Raw genomic sequence first — 21,371 nt, forward strand, 5'->3', positions numbered from 1 at the left:
TGAACGTGCAGGACCCCAGCAATACCAGGGCTGCCCACAGCCAGGGCCTGACCGGAGCCGGGATCACGGTCGGCATAGTCGATACCGATTTCGATGTAAGCGATCCCCAGCTGGCCGGACGCATCAGCAAGACGGTCTACAGCGTCGGCGGCGCCAACGGCAATATGCACGGCACGGAAGTGGCAGAGGTCTTGGCGGGAAATACCTTAGGCGTCGCCCCCGGCGCCTTCTTGCAAGCCGCCGCCGCAGGCACTACCGGCAACGGTCTGCTGCTCAATAACCAGATGTACCAGGATCTGTTTGCCAAGGGGGTGCGGATCTTCAACCAATCCAACGGCGTCAGTTCCACCGGCGCGTCGGTCGGCCTGGCGCTGTCGCTGCATGCCTTGTACCAGCCGTATGTGGCCCAGCAGAGTTTGTTCATCTGGTCTACCGGCAATGACGGCGCCGCGCAGCCGACTCTGAATGCCAGCCTGCCGAGCTTGTTCTCCGACCTGCAAAGCGGCTGGCTGGCGGTGACGGCGGTCAATGCCGTCGGCGGCAGCAACGGCTATGCCGTCAGCGACACGGTGCCGGGCGTGATTTCGAGCTACGCCAATCGCTGCGGCGCCGCCGCCAACTGGTGCCTGGCGGCAGCCGGCGATTTCATCTCGGGTACTAGCGGCAGCCGCGTCTTCGGCACCTCGTTTGCCGCACCGGCAGTCAGCGGCGCTGCCGCCCTGGTGCAGCAAGCCTATCCCTGGATGAACGCCGACCTGATCCGCCAAACCATCCTCTCGACGGCCACCGATATGCACGATCCCGCCACCTACGGCTGGGGTTTGCTCAATGCCAGCAAGGCGGTCAATGGTCCGGCGCTGTTTGATCAACGGCTGGCGCTGGGGCCGAATGTCAATGTCCAGTTCGATAACGCCAGTTCGGTGTTCAAGAACGATATCGGCGGCGATGCCGGCTTGAACAAGAGCGGCAGCGGGCAATTGACCTTGGCCGGCAACAATACCTATACGGGCGCCAGCAACATCCTGGGCGGGCGCTTGAACATCACCGGGGCGGTCGCCTCCAGCGTCAACGTCAGTGCGTCCGGCCAGCTTGGCGGCGACGGCGGCCATATCCATGGCAATGTCAACAACAGCGGCCGGGTCAACAACAGCGGCGCCGGCCTGACGATAGACGGCAATTATGTGGCGGCGCCGACGGCGGTGCTGGCCAATCAGCTCAATACCACCTTGACGGTGGGCGGTGCGGCGATACTCGGCAATTCGCACCTGATCGCCACCACCCCCAGCGGCAGCCAGGATCCTTCGGGCTATGTCACGCAGCAGGCTGGTGTCAGCGGCAAGGTGCTGACTGCTGCCGGCGGCGTCAGCGGTCAGTTCCAGGATCTCAGCTTTGAGGCCGATGGCGTCAGTTTTACGCCGGGGGTGTTTATTGCGGCGACCTTGTCGTACCAGGCGCAGCAAGTCGATCTGCAGATCAGCCGCACCAATGTGGCCAGCATGGCTGCTGCGGCGTTTGGCAACGATCCTACCCGCCGCAATGCGGCAGCCAACCTGGAGACCGGGTTGCAGGCCGCGGACCGGATGGTCGCCAGCGGCAATGTGAGCGGGAGCAACGGTGCGTTTCTGGCGAGCGCCGCGGCCGTGGAGAAGAGCGCCAGCTTGGCGGCGGCAGGGCAGCTGCTGGATAGCTTGTCGGGACAGATCCATGCTTCGGCCCAGGCGCTGACGTTCCAGCAATCGCAGGCGCTCAATCGCGATCTGGGCAATCGGCTGGCGGCCTTGGGCAGCCAGGCGGAGGGGCAGGACGGCACGGGTTTGTGGGTCAGCGCCATCGGCGCTTCGGGCAAGCTGAGCCAGAGCGGCTATGCCACGGGCGACACCTCGCTCTGGGGCGGCCAGTTCGGCGTCGATACCCGCCTCAGTGCGGACACGATCGTCGGCGCGGCGCTGGCGTATGCCGACAGCAAGGCCAGCTTTGACCGGCTGGGCGGCCAGTCCAAGGGACGCAATACCGGCGCCTCCCTGTATGGCCGCCATGCGTTTGGCGCTAGCGGCTGGTACGTAGCGGGCCGGGCCGGCGTGGCTGGCATCGATAGCACGGTGACGCGCACGGCGGTGATCGGCAATACCGAACAAAACCTGGGCACCAGACACACCGATAGCCTATGGTCGGCTTATGCGGAGAGTGGTTATGTGCTGCCCTTGTCCGCCGATGCCAGGCTGACGCCCTACGCCGGACTGGCTTACGACCACCTCAGGCGCGGCGGCTTTACGGAAAGCGGCGGGGTGTTCGGACTGACGGCGGCCAGTCAGGCGTATCAGCAAACGGCGGGTTTGCTGGGCTTGCGCGGCGACAGCAGTTTCCAATGGTCGGGCGGCTTGAGCGTGGTGCAGGCGTATGCAGCCTGGCAGCATGCGTTCACGGCGGGCCGCCTGGATTTCGGGGCGGCGTATGTGGGGGCGCCGGCGGCGGGCTTTACGGTGCAGGGGATAGGCTTGGCGCGCAGTTCCGGCTGGGCCGGGCTGGGTTTGAGTACCGCGGTGGACAAGCGCTGGGGCTGGTATCTCAACTACGATGCGCAGCTGGGCAGCGGCGGCTTGCGTAACAATGTGTTGTCGCTGGGGCTGCGCTACAAATTTGAATAAGCGGTTGCACTCGCCCTACGCATCACGTACTCGCTTGTTTTATTCCGCCTGCGCCGGCGTCAGTACTTCACGGCTGCCGTTGGTAGCCACCGAAGAAACAATCCCGGCAGCTTCCATTTGCTCCACCAGACGGGCTGCACGATTGTAGCCGACGCGGAATTGCCGTTGTACCGATGAAATCGAGGCGCGCCGGGTGCGCACGACGAAAGCCACGGCTTCGTCGTACAGCGGATCGGCCTCGACATCCTGGCTGTCGCCGAGCAGGTCTGTGCTGGCGCCTTCGGCAGGCACGCCGGCCAAGATCGCTTCTTCGTATTCAGGTTCGCCAAACTGTTTCAAGTGCTCGACTACCCGATGCACTTCTGCATCCGAGACAAAGGCGCCATGAACGCGTTGCGGATAGCCGGATCCTGGCGGCAGGAACAGCATGTCGCCGTGGCCGAGCAAGGCCTCGGCGCCCATCTGGTCGAGGATGGTTCTGGAATCGATTTTCGACGATACCTGGAACGCGACCCGGGTCGGGATATTGGCTTTGATCAGTCCGGTGATGACATCCACCGAAGGGCGTTGCGTAGCCAAAATCAAATGAATCCCGGCCGCCCGGGCTTTCTGCGCCAGGCGCGCGATCAGCTCTTCGATCTTCTTGCCGGTCACCATCATCAGATCCGCCAACTCGTCGATGATCACGACGATCAGCGGCAAAGTAGACAGCGGTTCAGGCGCATCCGGGGTAAGCGAGAACGGATTGCTGACTTTTTTGCCGCGCATTTCGCCGTCGCGGATCTTCTGGTTGAAGCCCGCCACATTACGCACCCCGAGTGCCGACATGAGGCGGTAACGTTTATCCATCTCGGCCACGCACCAGGTCAGCGCATTGGAGGCCAGTTTCATGTCGGTGACCACCGGCGCCAGCAGATGCGGAATGCCTTCGTATACCGAGAGTTCCAGCATCTTGGGGTCGATCATGATCAGGCGTACTTCTTCCGGCGTAGCCTTATACAACAACGACAGAATCATCGCATTGATGGCCACCGATTTACCGGAACCGGTAGTGCCCGCCACCAGCATGTGCGGCGCCCGAGCCAGGTCAGCGACTACCGGAACGCCGGTAATGTCTTTACCCAGGGCCAGCGTCAAATGCGATGCGGAATCCTGGTAGGCCGGCGACTCCAATATCTCCGACAAGCGTATCATCTGCCGCTTTGGATTTGGCAACTCAAGACCCATGCAGGTTTTGCCAGGAATGGTTTCCACCACCCGGATCGAAGTCAGGCCCAATGCGCGCGACAAGTCCTTCATCAGACCGACGATCTGGCTGCCGCGCACGCCTAGCGCCGGCTCCACCTCGAAGCGTGTAATCACCGGTCCGGCGTCGGCGCCTAGTACGGTTACCGGTACTTTGAATTCCTTCAGGCGCTGTTCGATCAGCAAGCCGGTTTCCGCCAGACGTTCAAGCGGAATATCGATCAGCTCGTTGACTGCCGGATCCAGCAAGGCTAGCCCGGGCAAATCAATGCGCAGTTCGTGCGGCGGGCGGAATGAGAAATCAGTGTCGTTATCGTTTTCCGGCAGTGCCGGTACTTCGCTTGAAAGCGGCGGCTGCATGACAGCTTGCACAACAACGGCATCCACTTTATCTGCAACAGGATAGGCGGCAGTAATCTCGGTTGATGAAGGCGGTGCCGGGCGCAGCTGCGGGCTTGCCGCTGCAGGATCAGATGTGACTGCTCCCTGACGCACGACCGTGCTTGGAGAAACCGGGTTGGCAATAGCAAGCGGCGGTATCGCGGCCATAGGCGCCGGAGCTGCTGCATTTGACACGCCGACCGGTCCGCTCGCAAGCGTTACCGGCCGATCTGGAACTGTTTTACCTGATATCGAAATGACGGGTGCTGCTGCTTGAGCAATGCCGGTTGCAGCTGCTACTGAAGCAGGAGCGGGGCTGGGCCGGGTGCTGATGGTTGTTGTCTGGGGTGCGCTGCGAATCTGGGTACGTTCGTGGGTACGTTCGTGGATACGCTCGGTCTGGCGCATCTGCATCGCGTCCTTGCGTGCCGTGCTTGCGTTTCGCGCTTGCTGCGCCATATTTGCGCGCGCGCGCATTGCCGGAGTCGGAATGATCTGTTCAACCGTGGCCCATTCCGCCATGCTTCTGGCGCTGGTTTTCATCTCAGCCCGCTTGGCAGGGGGCGTTGCTTGTTTTTGTTGTCTACCAGGATTTTCAGGCAGCTCGGAGCTTGACGGCAATTGCCAGGATTTCCTGCTGCGCGGCGGCAGCGCGATGCTGTCGCGCGATCTTGCCGGTCTGGGCGTGGAATGGGCGGGTGTGACGACTGCCGCTATCCGCTGTTCGCGTGCGGCATCGGACTGCTGTTTGTTTGCAGGGAAAATTCGCTGCAGCAGGGAGTTTTTCGGCGCGAACGATTTCAACCATGCACTTCCGAACAGCCACGATAGGGCCAGGACGCCGATTGCAGTCAACCCCAACACACTGCCGAAAGTGCCCAGCACGCTCATGAAACCATGCGCGAGCGCGTAGCCCAGCCGAACGCTGTCGGGCGGCGTCGATGCATGCGTGCGTAGCATGGCTTCCAGTGCACTGCTGCTGCAAAGTATCAGGAACGTGCCCAGCCACAGACGGATCGATCCCCGACCGCGAAGCGGGTTTATCCCTGATCGGCGCGCTTTAAACACGCGTACCAGCAAAGGGGCAAACCAAAGCAAAGACCATCCGAACCAACTGAAAACTGCTATATGCATACTCAAATTCAACGAAAAATCGATGTCCGGCAATCTGTAGGCTTACGCTGATCACGATACGGCAGAGACAAGCCGGATCCGCTGCCTGGCACGAGGGAGGCCCGACGGGGTTGGCGCGACGTCCTGAAATCAAAGTAGGTGATATTAACCGAAAAAGCGCCGGGCGTTGCGTACCGGGTAACACTCAGAATGCGCTAACTCAAGCACCTTATCTCAACTATGCTGTTGATATGACTTCAGTTAAACCCCCAAGACAGGCAGCAGCGGGTAGTTGGATCAGCTTCGCGGCGGATCCAGCACAGAAGGAGCGTTGCCTGGCTCGTTTGCGCGGGGCCGAGCTTGGCCCGGACAATCAGCCCTCCGACTGTGCGGCCGGGGGTAAACAGCGCTTTAGTGACGAGCTTGGCATACCTGAGACGCTTGCCGTAGTGATTGACGTTCTATGCTGGCTGCGTCAGTCGGAAGGAAAAATCAGCGCGCGCGAGCAGGCAATTGGCCTGCTCGAAGCCATCCCGGTTGGGGTGGATCTCGGCACAGTCCCACAACGTTACGCCCATTGGCTGCTGCATGATACGCAATGGGGTATTGCTCAATATTACACTACAGAACCGTTGAGAGCTTTCTCGGAGCGGCTTAAAGCATTGCATGACAAAGAACTCGCCGGCCTGGCGATTGACGACAGCGAGTGGCCGGCGCGCGAACCGGATACCCACATCGATACAGGCGCTGCAGACGAAGAGGACGGCCGCCATCTGGAGGATTTGCTTGCCTCTTTCGCCACTCCTCTGGGCAGGATTGACGCCGAGCAAATGGGACTGCTGTGTGGCGCTGCGGCATATTTTGCAGGGGAGCAAACCAGGTCTGCTTACTGGACCGACAGCGAACAGCGCCAATTGGATGATTTATATGGCGCATTTTGTGCGAGCACGGAGCAAACCTTGGGCCCACGCCCACCGCCACAGCAAGCCGCAGAATTGAAAGACTGGATCCGGCAAGAACAAGCTCTGGATGCCGCCTGGGAGAAGCAGATGCGGCAGTTGCATTTGCCGTTATGGCGGCGCTGGGATGCATGGGGCGAAAAACAGGCTGCGCTGTATGCCGCGTTCAATGGTGCGGCAGCTGAGCTGATCTTGTCACTGTTCAAGCTGGCGCCACGCCGGGATGTTTTTGCCCCGGGGCGGTAACTGCATTGAATTGATGCCGCGGCTTGCCAACTGGCCGGACCGCCTGCTGCGGTCCGGCCATGTCGCTTTAGTGTGGGAAACTGACCAGCCGCGCTTGTATAGCCGACGACAAGCTGAGATCGAACCGGCCGCCGCTTGGCAAATCTTTGATGTCAATGGATGCGTTGCCGTTTTGCAAGCCACTGCCGAGCACAGTCTTGACGCCTGCAGGCGAGACGTAGATCACCGATAAGAATGGTTCCAGGGCTGCGTTCCAGGTGATTGCCAGGCGCCCATTCCGGCTTGCCCAGCTGACCGCCGACGCCATCGCCTGAGCATTGCCGGCGGTGCTAGCCTGGTTTGCGATTTTCAGGCTTTGCGCCTGCTTGGGTTGCTGCATGGCTTGCAACTGCCCGTTGCGCAAAACCTCGATAGAGGCGATCTCTCCCGGATTGGGCAAGCTAACCCAGAAGTGGCTGGTTTCATCTGCAGCATCGGCCACGCTGACCGGTTCGAACGGCAGCTTGTAGGTCTGGCCGCTGACCGTGTGCAAGCGTAGTTCATAGATCGATCTGGCTGTCGCGGTATCGATTCCCGTCTTGGCAACCGACGCAGATGCCGGGTGCAGTAACACACCGTGCGCAGTTAATTCACCCGATATGTTCAGGTAACCGTCAGGCGCGGGCGTTGCTACGCTGGCGGCAGTAGCGAGAACCAGGGGCTGCGGAATGGCGGCGGTGCGCGACTCGGCAAACTGCTGAGCCCGGACGTAACTAAAATCTGAGAACCAGTTGCCGCCGCAATAGCCCATGACATCCTTCATTTGCGTGCTGCTCGGTGTCAGCGGCGCACTTAACGCGCCGATTTGCGTGTCGCTGTCGTAGAGGCTGTTGTAGACCGCCAGAGAACTCAGATCGCCGTTCGTATTGGGGAAGGCCGGGTCCGGGCCGCCGGCGCCACCGCATGGCGCATGAAGCAACGAATGGTTGTGTCCCATCTCGTGCACCATAGTCTCTTGCCATTGCTCCCACATGTTATTAAACGGGTCCCCCTGGTTTGAATTCCAAGTCAAATCTAAGCCAATTGCGGAGACTGGGGACGAGCCGCCGTTCGTCCGATCCCCGACATAACCCAGACCCGCTATCCCCCCAGTAAATCCCGCAGAAGGAACAAAGCCGTAATAGAAGGCCTTCGGATCTTCGATTGCGCGCGCCTGTTGAAGTTGACTCAATGCGCTGCCCCAGTCCATCGATTTTTCATCAACAGCACCGCTAATCGTCAGCGGCAGCCGTTTTTGCACAACGATATTGCCGATTGCATACGGGTAGACGCGTGCCAACGCTGCCTGCACATCAGACAGTGCAGGGGGCAATACGCCGGTGGCGCTGCCGACCGTCAGTGGCACCAGCACAACGCGCAGACTGGCGGGAGCGCCGACGGTAGGGGATACATCCTGGCTAGCCGGGCTGCTGCCGACGCCGGCTGCCACTCTAATGCTGACTTTGACGCCGGGTTGCACCCAGGCGGCAGGCAGGACCGCATTGAAGCTGTTATTCAGGCTGTAATCGTCTTTTGCGGTAGGCAGATTGGCTGGTCCGTTCATCGTCAGCACGCCTAATGCCGCGCCGGTGCTGCTGCTGGCCGACAAATTTACCTGCGGGCTCTTGGTGCCGGCAGCCGGTGCGAGAACCGTTGCACGTACCAGGGCAGGGCGTCCAGGCGTCAGGCGCAGCGTCGGGTCGGTGGAACTCTTGTCGAACACATGCGCAAAGTCGACGCTGCTGATCCAGAGTCCGACGCTGCCAGCGCTATCGATGGTGCCGGCATTGACGGCTGCCTGGCCGGGTGCTGTCAGCATCACAGTGCCGCTGGTGCCAAGCCCTACGTTTAGCACCAGCTGGGTAGCGCTGCTGTTGACGATGGTAGCGCTCGAATTGCCGACTTTGGCCGCAGTGACCGTATTCAAGTTCGTTCCGGTAACAGTCAGCACCACCGTGGCGCCGGTGGTCGCACTGAGCAGTGCAGTCGCGGTTACCGCCGGCACCACGGAAAAGGCAGTGGCGCTGCGAACTTCCTGATAGCGGTCTACCACAGTCAAAGGGCCGGAAGCGGCGCCGCTCGGAACGGTAAAAGTGACGGCACTGTTCGACGCGCTGGATACCGATGCAATCGCGCCGTTGGCGAACAGGACATTGGTTACTGCTGCCAGGCCGCTGCCGCTGATCGTGACGCTGCTGCCGACTATCCCGAGCTGCGGCAGCATTGCCACAATCGATGCCGGCTGATAACCGTTGAGTTGATATGCGCTGTTGACCGCAGCGCCGCTTACGATCAGCGTCAGAACCCCCGAAACCGCCTGGGCCGGCATGGCGAGTGTCGCCGAAGTGCTGGATCTATTGACGATTGTCAGGTTGACGCCCGCTATCTGGTAGCCGCTTACCCGATCAAGGTTAGTCCCTTGAATAGTGAAGTTGCTGCCGGCCGCAACGTTGACGGCAGACACGCCCGTTACCAGCGGTGACGGCAAGCTGGATGTAAAGGTGGTCGCCGATTGCACCGAAAATCCTGAGCCGGACAGAGTGATGGCTCCGCTCACAGCAACGGTGGGAATCGTAATGGCAATTTGCGTATCGCTGACGATCACGAAAGCGACTGCAACCGAGCCGATGGTAACTGCGCTTACTTTCTGAAAGCCGGTTCCGGTGATTGTCAGGGTGGCGCCGGCAGATGCGCTCGAGCTTGACAGCGCGCTGATGCTTACAGCGGCCACCGGTGCTGCAATCGATGTCGGCGCAGTTCCTGCACTGTCGCCCGATCCGCCGCCACCGCCGCAACCGGACTGGCTGAGGATAGTACTGACTAAAACGAGAGCAAGAAGCTTCTTATTGTTTTTCATTACAACACGCTGCCTTTGGACTAAAGAGATAGGACGGTTCGACTTCAAGAAATGCCATGCCTCGCAATGATTCAGGCAAAGCGAAATGTTGCATTATGGAAATTACGGGCGTGATTGTAATTGGTAAAGATGGCCGGCGTAAAGTGCTGCGGACTCTAGGGCCTGTTAACAATTAATTTGGGAGTGCGAACGCGCGGCATGCGACGCCTGCAGCCGTTCCCGAAGGGTTCAAACCAGAACGTGCGCTGGCCGCGTTGCATGGCTTGCTGGGGCACCAGCCCCAGCTACGCCACGCGCCTTGCCAGCACACGTTCTGGTTTGAACGCATCTCCCAAATTAATTGTTAACAGGCCCTAAAGTGGGGGGGGGGCGGAAAGACGAGCTACGTGCGCTGCGCTTTGAGGGATAGGACGATCGCGTTGCTACCTTTTCCCGGCAGCGGCGGCTGAATCGACCGGATAGGGTCACCCGCAAGCAAAGGCGCAAATCAAGGACAAGCGCTCTACAGGGTGGTCAGCGGCTCCTGCTGAGCAGCGGATCGATGAGAATTGCTGGCGCTGGTATTTTCGCAAACACGATCACGCCCACCGGATTTTGCTGCGTAAAGCGCTTTGTCTGCAGCCTGTATCAGTTCCAACGGCTTATCGAGATCCAGAACCGGGATGACTGCATCGACACCGGCGCTGACTGTGACCACGCCGGCCGAGTTGCCGCTATGTTCGATTCCCAGGTTGTGAATCTCCAGGCGGATCTTTTCGGCTATGGCCATTGCGCCACGTACGTCGGTACCGGGAAGCAGCACGCCAAGCTCTTCGCCGCCGTAGCGAGCAGCGACGTCACCCGGCCGGTTTTGATTGGTTCTGACAACTTCACTGATCTTTCGCAAACATTCGTCGCCTGCTGCATGGCCGTAGATGTCGTTATATTGTTTAAAGCAATCGACATCGATCATGACCAGTGCCAGCGAACTTGCCTCTCGCACGGCGCGGCTAAACTCTTTATCCAGCACCTGGTCGAAATGGCGACGATTCGCAAGCCCTGTGAGCCCGTCTTGCAATGCCAGCCTTTCAAGTGTCTGGTTGAGCGTTGCCAAAGCGTCTCGCGTCCGCACCAGTTCTGCTTCGGCATTCAAGCGCAGCTTGATTTGACCAACGAGATGAAATCCTAGCAAGCCCAGTACGACGAGTAGTATCGCCACTCCTGCCGAATGCAAATAAGTGTCCTTCAGCCAGTCTGCCAGAATTTCATCTCTAGACAACGCTGACGAGACGTATAAGGGGTAATGCTCCAGATGTCGAAAACTGTTCAGTCGGGTCACCCCGTCCTGGGCCGACACAATGAAAACCGTGCCCATCGCTTTCTTGGAGATGCTGTCGCGGTATAGAACAGTGTTTGCCATGCTTTTGCCGGTGTAATCATTCAACAGCGGCCTGCGGGTCAGCATGATGCCGTTGTTCAAAGCCAGCACGATCGCACCGTGGCGTCCGATATCGAAACTATCGTAAAACTTCTTGAAATAGTCGATGCTGATTGTTGCCAATGCGACGCCGGCAAAACTGCCGTCGGCATGATTGATTCTGCGCGATACAGTGATAATCCACACCCCCGTTGATCTGCTATGTATCGGCAGTCCGATATACGGCTCCGTATCAAGATGGGTTCGGTGGTAGATAAAATAATCCCGATCCGAATTATTGACGTTGGATGGCGTTGCGGGTAATGCGTTGGCGATCCAACGCCCATTTTCATCATAGACGAATAGGCCTTGAAGCTGAGGTAGCTCGCTAGCCCGCCGCACCAATAACTCGTGCAGCCGCTGCAACGCGGCAGCGCCGGTGCCGTCCGCTTGTACGCGTTCGACGAGGCCTACCAGGGTGGTGTCGGCTGCCTTAATCGTATCGTCAGCGTGCTGCGCTATGGCGCGCGTCATATTCGAGGTGGAAACCCCCATCTCGTGCAACTGGATATCGCGGGCGGTCCAACTCCGCCAGCCGTCGACGAATACCAGCGACAGGCAGACGAGAACTACAAAAAATACAGCTAGCGCCGTAATTGGTATCCGTTTAGTCGCTAACCCAACTTGCCGTGTCAGTATGGACTGGAGAGCGCTCATAGGTTTTTTTGGGCAGGGAACTGACTACAACCTTAAAAGTCGGGATGTTTCTTTTTCATCGTAAAAGCGGGTATTTGCATAAATCCTAGCACTTAAAAATATTTTCATACGGAAACTATTTTTAATAGTAGGCCGGCATAGATAAATAACATAGTTATTTATTAATTCAATTGGGAGAATTCCCATCCGTCTCCCGCGCGGAGGCGGATGAATAATCGATATGCGGCTGCTCGGCTTAGAGCATTCTTACTTGCTCCCAGTCGGTCAAGCCTTGAAATATCTTGTCGATCCCGTCTTGTTTCAGGGTGCGCATGCCTTCACCGATGGCGATTTGCAAGATCTCCGGTACATTCGCTCTCGCATGAATTTTTTTCTTAATGGCGGGCGTGCTAAGCAGCAACTCATGTACCCCTAATCTTCCTTTGTAACCGCTCTTGTCGCATTTTTCGCAGCCTACTGCCTTGCATAAGGTAAGTGTGTTGCCGTCGTGGCCATACTGCTTTCGCCATTGCGCGATTATTTCGTCCGTCCGCAGTTCAGTTTCCAGACAATATTCATAGGCAAGCATTTGGACTTGCTCAGCCGTGGCGGAATAACGTTGGCGGCAGGCCGTACACAATCTGCGTGTGAGTCGTTGTCCGAGCACCCCTAACAATGCATCTGCAAAATTGAACGGATCCAGACCAAGATCCAATAACCTGACGACGCTTTCGACGGCACTGTTGGTATGCAAGGTGGAAAATACCAGATGACCGGTGAGTGAGGCCTCAATGACCGTCCTGGCCGTTTCCGGATCCCTTGTTTCTCCCACCATGATGACATCCGGATCTGCGCGCAAAAAGCTGCGCAATACAGCGGCAAAAGTCAAATCGATTTTTGCGTGGACCTGAACTTGCCGCAAGCCTTTCTGGGTAATTTCTATGGGGTCCTCGACCGTCCATATCTTGCGCTCGCGGGTATTGATATAACTGAGCAAAGAATGCAAGGTTGTCGTCTTGCCTGAGCCTGTCGGACCGCAAACGAATAACAGCCCATGTGGTTTGAGTGCGAGTTTTTTGAGTCCTTCCAGCACCGTGGGGGACAGGCCCAATGCATCCAGGGATAAGGCCTTGGGCGCGGCGAGTATCCGCATCACGATGTCTTCCAGGCCTTCGGTAGTCGGCATGGTGACGACGCGAAGCTCAATTTTTGCAGGGCCAAACTGCTCAAAATTCATCTTTCCGTCCTGCGCACGCCGCTTCTCCGAAATGTCGAGACGGCTCATGATTTTAATGCGGGAAATCAGGGCGTTGCGGTAGTTTGCCGGAATCTCCGAATAATCGACCATGACGCCATCCTTGCGAAAGCGGACCAGGGTGGGTTCATTTCCTTTCATGACTTCAATATGGATATCGGATGCACCTTGTTCATAGGCATCAAGGATGATCTTGTTGACCAGACGCACCATGGTGTTGTCGGATTCCGTGACCACCTCATTGACAGCCAGGCTCGCTTCGATATCACCACCTGCGTCTAATTTGGAAACATATTCAGCGATATTATGGCGCTCTCCATGCGTGCCATAAAATTTTGAAATGACAACGCCCAAGTCTTCCTCGGACGCCATGACAGGATCGATCGTGAGCTTGGTGCAAAACGCCAATGCCTTCAAGGCGTCCGACGACAGAGGATCCTCCATCGCCACCACCATGCGTGACTGGGTTCGGTATAGCGGCATCACAGAATATTTGCGTACAATGTCGGCGGGTACGATCTTGGTCAGGTCCAGGTCAAACTGAAACTTAGGTAAGGTAACAAAGGGAATGCCAAGTTTTTGCGCCAATATCCTCTTTATGCTTTCTTTCGTGACAAAACCCAAGTCAATAAGAATTTCACCTAAGTGCAACCTCCGATCTTCCTCCTGCCTCTTTAACGCTTGCGACAGCTGCTCATTGGTGATCAGATGCTCCTGAATCAATGCTTCCCCAAGCTTAAGATGCGGCATCGATTTTTGCTTTTTCAGCGCCATTTCCACTTGCTTTTCTGTGACCAGATGCTCCAATTGCAGATAGTCCCCCAGCTTGGATTCCCGTAGCAGGTTTTGTTTTTTTAGGCCAGCGTCAACTGCATCAGCCGACACAATTTTCTTGTCTACTAGTATCTTGCCTAGCTTGTCGCCGATCTGATAACTGTCAATTGCTTCCAAGGGAACGAACCAGCGCACAACGCTGTTGCCGGCACCGGCAAGAAATAGGAATAGCCCGGTTTCATGCGGAACGTAGCCCAGGGTTTCGGATAGCAAATGTTCCCCGTCTTTGAAGGAAATCATGCATTTTTGCTTGATGGCGACCGCTTGACCTTCGTGTATTTCTACCGGCAAAGGTAAATCCAATTTTTTTAATTCTATCGACGACGTTAAGCGGATGCTTTTGAGCTTGGAAAAACTGATGCGGAGATTGCCGGCGGCACGTTCCGGATGAAACTCGAGAGTGGAGGTATCCGGGGAAAAACTCAGCAGATTGCCGGCTTTCCGGTGACCGTCGTTCAGGGTAACGACACATGGCGCAGTGCCATCATTCGTTGCGGTGGATGTAGAGGCCAACTCGAAGTGCGGTGGCAATGGCCAGCCGAAATCGATAACCATGGATATCTCCTTTTCGTTGCAAAAATCGTCGCATTCTAGGTAAAACCCTCGTTCGCCATTGGCGGCGAATTGAGGTTGGCCGAACGAATCGTCTGTCTGGAAATTCAGCTCGAGGAACGCTGAACTGAAACCGGCATGGCCGGCATCGGTCAGCACGCCCTGTGGCAACCCGGATGACGCAGCAGTATTTGCCGATCGAGCCTCTCATGAAAAGTTGAGCATCCGGCTAGCTCTGTTGATTGATGTCGATCGCAAGTAGCCGCTGGTCGCAATCCAGCCAAAGGGAAAGCGATCTCGGGCTAAGTGCCCGAACACGGAATCTCGCTGGATTTACAGTCACATGCAATAAAGGGGTGGGGGCTGAAAGACTGCTTGTTTGTCAATTTCAATCCTTTCGAAGCAGGAAAAATACCTGTCAATAGCGACAGGTGGAAGCATCTCGACCAGACCATGTGTCGCGCCGACAACACTCGCTGCCGCAATGCTCGCAGCGCCGCAAACATGCCTTCTGATGCGCTTCCAGGCGCTTCGACGGTCCCGCCATTTGATGATTGAGCTAGATATTTTAATCATAAGAGACTACACTAAAATTGCAATAGGGAAATAATTAACCTCTAAATTGGCATGGCTGTGCCTGATACTCGCCGACGGATATCAGCAATCTTCCCGCCATCAAGAGAGAAAGATTCCGATATGAGTGCCGATAGTTTGCATGTGTACGATGGTATGCCTGGGAAGAATTCGGAGCGGCTCCCCGAATCCCCTATGGAAATAGCCGATCTGCTAGTGGCCTACCTGGAGCAAATGGAAATCGAATGTGTCTTTGGCGTTCCAGGCGGCGCCATTGAGCCTCTTTTCAATGCTCTGGCCAGAAGCAGCCGCAGGGGCGGAGTGCGCCACGTTCTGGCGCGGCACGAAGCGGGAGCCGCCTACATGGCCGATGGCTATGCCCGGGAAACCGGCAAAATCGGTGTCTGCTGCGCCACCTCCGGCCCCGGCTCCACCAACTTGATTACCGGTGTCGCTTGCGCCTACGATAACAATATTCCCATACTGGTGATTACGGCGCAGCCGGCCTTACCTACCTTCGGCAAACATCCGCTACAGGAGTCGTCTTGTACGGGAATCAATACGCTGGCGATGCTACAGCACTGTACCCACTACAATTCGCTGGTGTCCCACCCGCAGCAGTTCGAAAACAAACTCATGATTGCTTTGCAGCGGTGCATCCGCACTCCTATCGGACCGGTGCACTTAAGCATACCTGTGGATGTGTTTCGCAGCAGGTATACGCAATCGGCCCCCTCCTATGATTTGCAGGAGCTTTTGCGGCCTTCGTCGTCGGTTGACGACGAATCGCTGGCGACCCTGCTTCTGATGCTGTCCAAAGCCGAAAATATCGTTTTGCTGATTGGGGTGGGCTGCGGCGAAGCCATCGGCTCGATACTCCAGTTCGCTGATCTGTGCGGTGCGTCGGTGATCACCACGCCAGACGGCAAGGGCCTGGTGAGCCCGCGTCACCCGCTATTTCGCGGCGTATTCGGCTTCGCCGGCCATGCTTCCGCCGAGACGGCCATACGCGACAAGTCGGTGGATTTGATCATGGCCATCGGTACCGGCATGGGTGAATGGAGCAGCGGCGGCTGGAGCGACAGTTTGCTCAATGAACGGCTGGTGCATATCGACGATTCGGAGGAGCACCTCAGCCAGACGCCGATGGCGCGCTTTCACATGCGAGGACGCATCCTGTCGATCTTTAACCGCTTGGTCAAGCACATCCACGATGTCCGCCGCTCCGGCAATTTCGAATATGAACAGCGGCGCTTCGCCCGCAAGAAGCATAGCGACGATTGGGAGCCGGAGACCATGCTGATTGCTCCTAAAAAATACGAGAGCAGCGCCATGCCGATCCTGCCGCAACGGCTGATGCGCGAGCTGGGCAGGCTGTTTCCACCAACCACGCGCTTCCTTGCCGATACGGGCAACAGCGTTGCCTGGGCGATTCATTATTTGCAGCCCAGGGGCAGGCGCATCTCCGAAAGACGTCAAGGCGGAGGAGGCAGCGCGCGCGCGCCGGGACGACGCACGACCTATGGCGGCTGGCTGCGCGTCATCATGAATTTTGCACCGATGGGCTGGGCCATCGGCGGCGCTGTCGGCACCGCGGTCGGTAATCCGAAAATGCCGGTGGTGTGCATTACCGGTGACGGCAGCTTTTTGATGAATGGCCAGGAAATTTCTGCGGCAGTCGCCGAAAAATTGTCCGTTATCTTCGTCATCCTCAACGATCAGGCCCTGGGCATGGTCAAGCACGGTCAGCGACTGGCGGAAGCTGAACATATCGGCTGCGATTTACCGCCCACCGATTTTGCCGCGCTGGCGCGCGCCATGGGGGCACAAGCCTATACGATCCGTGCCCCGGAAGATCTGGCCAAGCTGGATATCGCCGCCATCTGCACGCGCCGGGGCCCGACGCTGCTGGACGTACTGATAGATCGCGACGAGGTGCCGCCCATGAATGTTCGTATGCGGGTTCTAGCTGGAAACCTATAAGGAATGGCAATGGACAAACTCAAGGGCAAGACAGTGCTGATTACGGGCGGCTCGAGCGGCATCGGTTTGGCAAGCGCAAAACTGTTCCTGGAGCAGGGCGCCCGCCTGGCAATTACCGGGCGCGACCCTGATGGCTTGATGCGCGCCCGGGACGAGTTGGGCAGCGACACCCTGGTGATCCGCAGCGATGCCGGGAATCTGGCCGACATCGGCGCGCTGATGCAGCAGGTGGCAAATCATTTCGGACACTTGGATGTACTGTTCATCAATGCCGCCATTGCCACGGCAGCGCCGATGGAACTCGTCTCGGAAGCCCAATTCGACGACATCATGGGGATCAACTTCAAAGGAGCATTTTTCACCATCCAGAAAGCGCTGCCGCTGTTCAGTGCGGGCGGATCCATCATCGTCACCACCTCCATCACCAATCAACTGGGATCTCCTGATTTCAGCGTCTACGGCGCCAGCAAGGCCGCCTTACGCTCCCTGGTGCAATCGCTGGGGCTGGAGCTCATCGGTCGTGGCATACGGATCAATGCGATCAGCCCCGGCCCCATCGCGACCCCGATCTTCGACCGCTTCGGCTTGCCGGCTGATATGGTCAAGGGCATAAAAACCGGGATCGCGCAAAAATCCCCAAGCAAGCGTTTCGGTCAACCGCTAGAGGTGGCCAAAGTCGCCCTGTTCTTGGCGTCGGACGACGCCGCTTACCTGGTCGGCGAGGAAATCGTGGTTGATGGCGGCATGAGCCTGCTTTAGCAGCATCTATCGGGATTGGGGATCAGATGAGCGATCAAGAAAGTCCGCACACCATTCACAGCAGCATCTGGCAAGAAGAAGCAGAGGCGGACAACCCTTTCGTTGCCGCGGCCTGCTATTGCCGCGGTTACGACGTCTACGGCGATTTGCTCGGCAAGATCAGCTATATCGAATACCTGTATCTCCTGTTCAAAGGTGAACGCCCGGAACCGGCCGCGATTGCGGTGTTGGAGATACTGGCTGTGGTCTTGGCTAATCCCGGTCCGCGCGATCCTTCCGTACACGCGGCGATGGCAGCCGGGGTCGGCGGATCGACCGCGGCCTCGGTGCTCATGGCAGCGCTGGCTGTCGGCGCCGGCTCTCACGGCGGCGCAAGAGAAGTCTTTCTGGCTCTGGAAGCATGGAAGAACAACGGTACCGAACTCGCAACCTGGCGCTCCCGCCTGGCTTGCCCGGTAGCGCCGACCCGCCTGCAAGTGTGGCCCGAGCCCGAGCATCCCCCCGGCTTTGATCCCTATGGCAAACGTTGCGCGAATCCGGTGCGCCAGGCCCTTGCGCATCTGGTGGAAATTATGCCGGCTGGCTGCCTGGCGTGGCTGGCGCAAGAGAGGGAAGCACTGGAAACGGCCGCCGGCCATCCGCTGGCCATGACCGGCGTGGCCGCCGCTGCGTTTGCCGATTTGGATTTTTCTGCCAGCGAGGGTGAGATGCTGACCTTGTTGTTGCGACTGCCCGGTGCCGCAGCCCATGCCCTCGAACAAGGCAAACAAGGCTTTCGTCAATTTCCTTTCTTTGAACTGGATCTGGAAAACGATCCTGGACCTGCTTTCCCCAAGGAGCAAGCATGAGCAACATCTTGCTGGACTACGAAGTTCCCTTGCGGACCCGGATGGGCGCATGTTTTCCGGGAGAGCGGGCGGTGTTCCGCGGGTACGATCTGCATGCCGACCTGAAAGATATGGATTGGATAGCACTGTACATCTTCGGCATTACCGGCCGCCGTTTTTCGCCGGAGCAAGTAGCCGTCCTGCATGCTCTCTGGACTTATACCAGCTACCCGGATCCCCGGCTGTGGAACAATCGTGTCGCTGCCTTGGCAGGTAGCGCTCGCAGTACCGGGGCATTAGGTATCGCCGCCGCAATCGCCGTTTCGGAGGCCAGTATTTATGGATGGCAACCGGAATTCGCGGCAGCGGACTTCCTGGTTCGAGCCCGCGACCGCATACATGCGGGAGAGTCTCTGCAAGCAGTTCTGCAGCAAGAATTGCAGCAGCATCGACGCATCCTGGGATACGGTCGCCCGGTGGCGACATTGCAGGTAGATGAACGCATACCGGCGATACTCGCGCGTATGGAAAGCGAACACATAGCGCAGGGCCCGTATCTGCAACTGGCTTTCGACATCGAGCGTGGCCTGTTCCAGATGGGGCGGCAGTTGCCGATTAACTACGCCAGCGTAGTGGTGGCGATTCCGCTGGATATGGGACTCACTCCGCGCGAGTGTTATCTGTTCCTGCTTCCTTCCTTCATGGCAGGCATGCCTCCTTGCTATCTGGAGGCTAGCGAACGGCCCGCAGGCGCAACATTTCCGCTGCGCTGTTCGCGCCTGCATTATGAGGGGCCTGGGCGACGCCTCTGGCAGCAGGAATAAGGCAGTTGGCGAGAAGATTCACAGGAGGGGACGAGAAATCGCGGCGGGGCCTCTCTTGGCAACATCTGAGTTCCATTAATTAAATGGGTCGACAATGAAAAAACACTGGCAATCACAAGTCCCATGCGCTGCCGCCCTGTTTCTGAGCGCGGCCGTAGCTTCGGCTCAGCAAAATGTCGAAGAAGACGACTTGGCGCTTTCATACGGGAGCAAAGCATTCGTCAGCATCGCTACCGGCAGCCAGCAAGATATTTCCCGCGCACCGGCGGTAGCCTCGGTGATAACGGCCCAGGATATTCAGGCCATGGGAGCCACCAACATGAATCAAGTGTTGGAAAGCGTGCCCGGCCTGCATGTCTCTTACTCGGGCCTGTACAACGACCCGATATACTCGTTCCGCGGCATCAGCACCCAATACAACCCGCAGACACTGATGCTGATTAACGGCATTCCCGTCAACGACGCCTTTCTCGGCAACCGCGACCTGGCCTGGGGCGGCGTGCCGATCGAAAATATAGCGCGTGTGGAGGTCATCCGTGGTCCCGGCTCTGCGCTCTACGGCGCTGATGCGTTCGCCGGGACCATCAACATCATTACCAAGACTGCGGCCGACATCAACGGTGCCGAGTATGGGGTTCGGGCCGGATCATTCGATACCCACGACGCCTGGTACCAATATGGCGGCAAAACGGGGCCGCTGGAAATGGCTTTCTATCTGGGGGCCGGTCATACCAGCGGTGCGAATAAAACGATAGATGCAGACGCACAGACCAGCCTCGACAAAATCTTCGGTACCCACGCCTCCTTGGCCCCGGGGCACGAGCAACTCATGCGCAATCATCTGGATATGCAGATGGATCTCGCCTACGATTTATGGCGTTTCCGTGCCGGCTATCAGAGTCAGGAAACCGGCACCGGTGTCGGTTTAGCCAACAGCCTGGATCCTCAAGCCAGAGTCAGAGCGGAACGCTGGAATGCCGATCTAACCTATTCCAACCCCAATTTTTTTCATAATTGGGATGTCACCGCGCAGGCATCCGTGAAGAATGTCAACGAGTTGCAGGCATCCCCGCCAACGGTATTATTCCCGCCAGGAGCCTTCGCCGGGGCTTTTCCGGGCGGCGTCATCGGCAATCCCGGACATGCCGAGCGCGACAGCCAATTCAGCCTGTCCGGGTTCTATACCGGATTCGACAGGCATCGGATACGGCTTGGCACCGGTTTCCGGATTGAAGACATGTACCAGACTAGCGAGAGTAAGAATTTCAAGATCGTCGCTGTTCCTGGGGTTGGAGTCGAGTTCGTTCCCTTGGGAAGCGTCGTTGATGTAAGCGGCACCAGCGACGTATTCCTGACACCTCACAAGCGCACTATCAGCTATGCGTTCGTGCAGGATGAGTGGACCCTGGCGAAAGACTGGACCTTGACTTCAGGTGTACGGGAAGACCATTATTCCGATTTCGGCAGCACCACCAATCCCCGTCTGGCATTGGTTTGGGACGCTGCTTATAATTTTTCAGTCAAGGCGCTATATGGCAGCGCTTTCCGTGCGCCGTCGTTCACCGAGCAGTACAGCATCAACAATCCGGTCACGATCGGCAATCCCAAATTGAAACCGGAAACCATCAATACCCGCGAGCTGGCATTTTCTTGGCAACCCACCCAGACGCTGCAAACTAACCTGAGCTTGTTTTACTACCGCATGCACAACATCATTCAGTTTGTGCCGAATGCCGACCCGTCGACCGGATCGACAGCGCAAAATACCGGCGATCAGACTGGACGCGGCCTGGAATTGGAAGCCATTTGGGATGCAACGCGCAATCTGCGGCTTTCCGGCAACTACTCGTTGCAACACTCTACCGACCAGAGAACGGGTCTGGATGCCGGCCTGGCGCCTCGCCAGCGCTGGTTCGGCCGTGCTGATTGGCGTTTCGCATCGCTATGGCAGCTTGGCGGCACAATCAATCGTGTGGCTGACCGCAAGCGGCAGCCAGGCGATACCCGTCCCCAGATCCCCGATTACACCACGTTGGACCTGAATTTGCGCAAGGAGAAATTGTTTGGCAACTGGAGTGTCAGCGCCGTGGTGCTGAACGTGTTCAATCGGGATGCGAGGGAGCCTAGCTTTGCCCCTGGCAACATTCCTTTCGATTTTCCGCTCCCGGGCCGTACCTTCTATGTGCAATTTCAGCACAAACTGTGAGT

Annotated in this window: 11 protein-coding genes; 7 read left to right on the forward strand and 4 right to left on the reverse strand. The window is 57.8% G+C overall.

Translation table 11 applies throughout. The features are described 5' to 3' along the window. Positions 1-2,645: autotransporter family protein (locus BLV81_RS22420; protein ID WP_092360126.1), on the forward strand; the 2,645-nt coding region annotated here is incomplete at its 5' end. A 39-nt stretch (positions 2,646-2,684) separates the two neighbouring features. Here the strand turns inward: BLV81_RS22420 and BLV81_RS22425 are convergent. After that, positions 2,685-5,231 carry an FtsK/SpoIIIE family DNA translocase gene (locus BLV81_RS22425; protein WP_369823929.1) on the reverse strand — a complete coding sequence of 849 codons (2,547 nt, stop codon included), beginning with the start codon at positions 5,229-5,231 and terminating at the stop codon, positions 2,685-2,687. A 284-nt stretch (positions 5,232-5,515) separates the two neighbouring features. Here BLV81_RS22425 and BLV81_RS22430 point away from each other — a divergent pair, with 284 nt between their 5' ends. Beyond that, on the forward strand, positions 5,516-6,589 hold the full coding sequence (locus BLV81_RS22430) for a hypothetical protein (protein WP_143036424.1): 1,074 nt from the start codon (positions 5,516-5,518) through the stop codon (positions 6,587-6,589). Between the two features lie 67 nt (positions 6,590-6,656). On the opposite strand, the gene BLV81_RS22435 is transcribed toward BLV81_RS22430, so the two are convergent. From BLV81_RS22435 to BLV81_RS22445, 3 genes are all read right to left on the reverse strand, one after another. After that, positions 6,657-9,464 carry an IPT/TIG domain-containing protein gene (locus BLV81_RS22435; RefSeq protein ID WP_092360129.1) on the reverse strand — a complete coding sequence of 936 codons (2,808 nt, stop codon included), beginning with the start codon at positions 9,462-9,464 and terminating at the stop codon, positions 6,657-6,659. Between the two features lie 502 nt (positions 9,465-9,966). Beyond that, positions 9,967-11,577: a sensor domain-containing diguanylate cyclase gene (locus BLV81_RS22440; RefSeq protein ID WP_092360130.1), complete on the reverse strand. Its 1,611-nt coding sequence runs from the start codon at positions 11,575-11,577 to the stop codon at positions 9,967-9,969. A 235-nt stretch (positions 11,578-11,812) separates the two neighbouring features. Continuing rightward, positions 11,813-14,356: a GspE/PulE family protein gene (locus tag BLV81_RS22445; RefSeq protein WP_143036425.1), complete on the reverse strand. Its 2,544-nt coding sequence runs from the start codon at positions 14,354-14,356 to the stop codon at positions 11,813-11,815. 609 nt (positions 14,357-14,965) lie between these two features. Between BLV81_RS22445 and BLV81_RS22450 the strand changes: the two genes are divergently transcribed. The 5 genes from BLV81_RS22450 (at position 14,966) to BLV81_RS22470 (ending at position 21,369) form a co-directional block, all read left to right on the forward strand. Beyond that, positions 14,966-16,753 (forward strand): thiamine pyrophosphate-binding protein, encoded by a 1,788-nt coding sequence (locus BLV81_RS22450; RefSeq protein ID WP_255365426.1) that lies wholly within the window; start codon positions 14,966-14,968, stop codon positions 16,751-16,753. A gap of 9 nt (positions 16,754-16,762) precedes the next feature. Then, entirely contained in the window at positions 16,763-17,512 is a 750-nt protein-coding gene (locus BLV81_RS22455; protein ID WP_092360136.1) for an SDR family oxidoreductase, read from the forward strand. 26 nt (positions 17,513-17,538) lie between these two features. Beyond that, the gene (locus BLV81_RS22460) at positions 17,539-18,360 is read left to right on the forward strand and encodes a citrate synthase family protein (protein WP_092360132.1); all 822 of its coding nucleotides are present in this window, start codon (positions 17,539-17,541) and stop codon (positions 18,358-18,360) included. After that, the gene (locus BLV81_RS22465) at positions 18,357-19,163 is read left to right on the forward strand and encodes a citrate synthase family protein (protein WP_092360133.1); all 807 of its coding nucleotides are present in this window, start codon (positions 18,357-18,359) and stop codon (positions 19,161-19,163) included. The genes BLV81_RS22460 and BLV81_RS22465 overlap by 4 nt, the downstream gene beginning before the upstream one ends. 94 nt (positions 19,164-19,257) lie before the next feature. Continuing rightward, a complete protein-coding gene (locus BLV81_RS22470) occupies positions 19,258-21,369 on the forward strand; it encodes a TonB-dependent receptor plug domain-containing protein (RefSeq protein WP_092360134.1) in 2,112 nt (703 codons plus the stop codon). Positions 21,370-21,371 lie beyond the last annotated feature (2 nt).

It is taken from the genome of Collimonas sp. OK242 (assembly GCF_900107095.1).
GTDB lineage: Bacteria > Pseudomonadota > Gammaproteobacteria > Burkholderiales > Burkholderiaceae_D > Collimonas.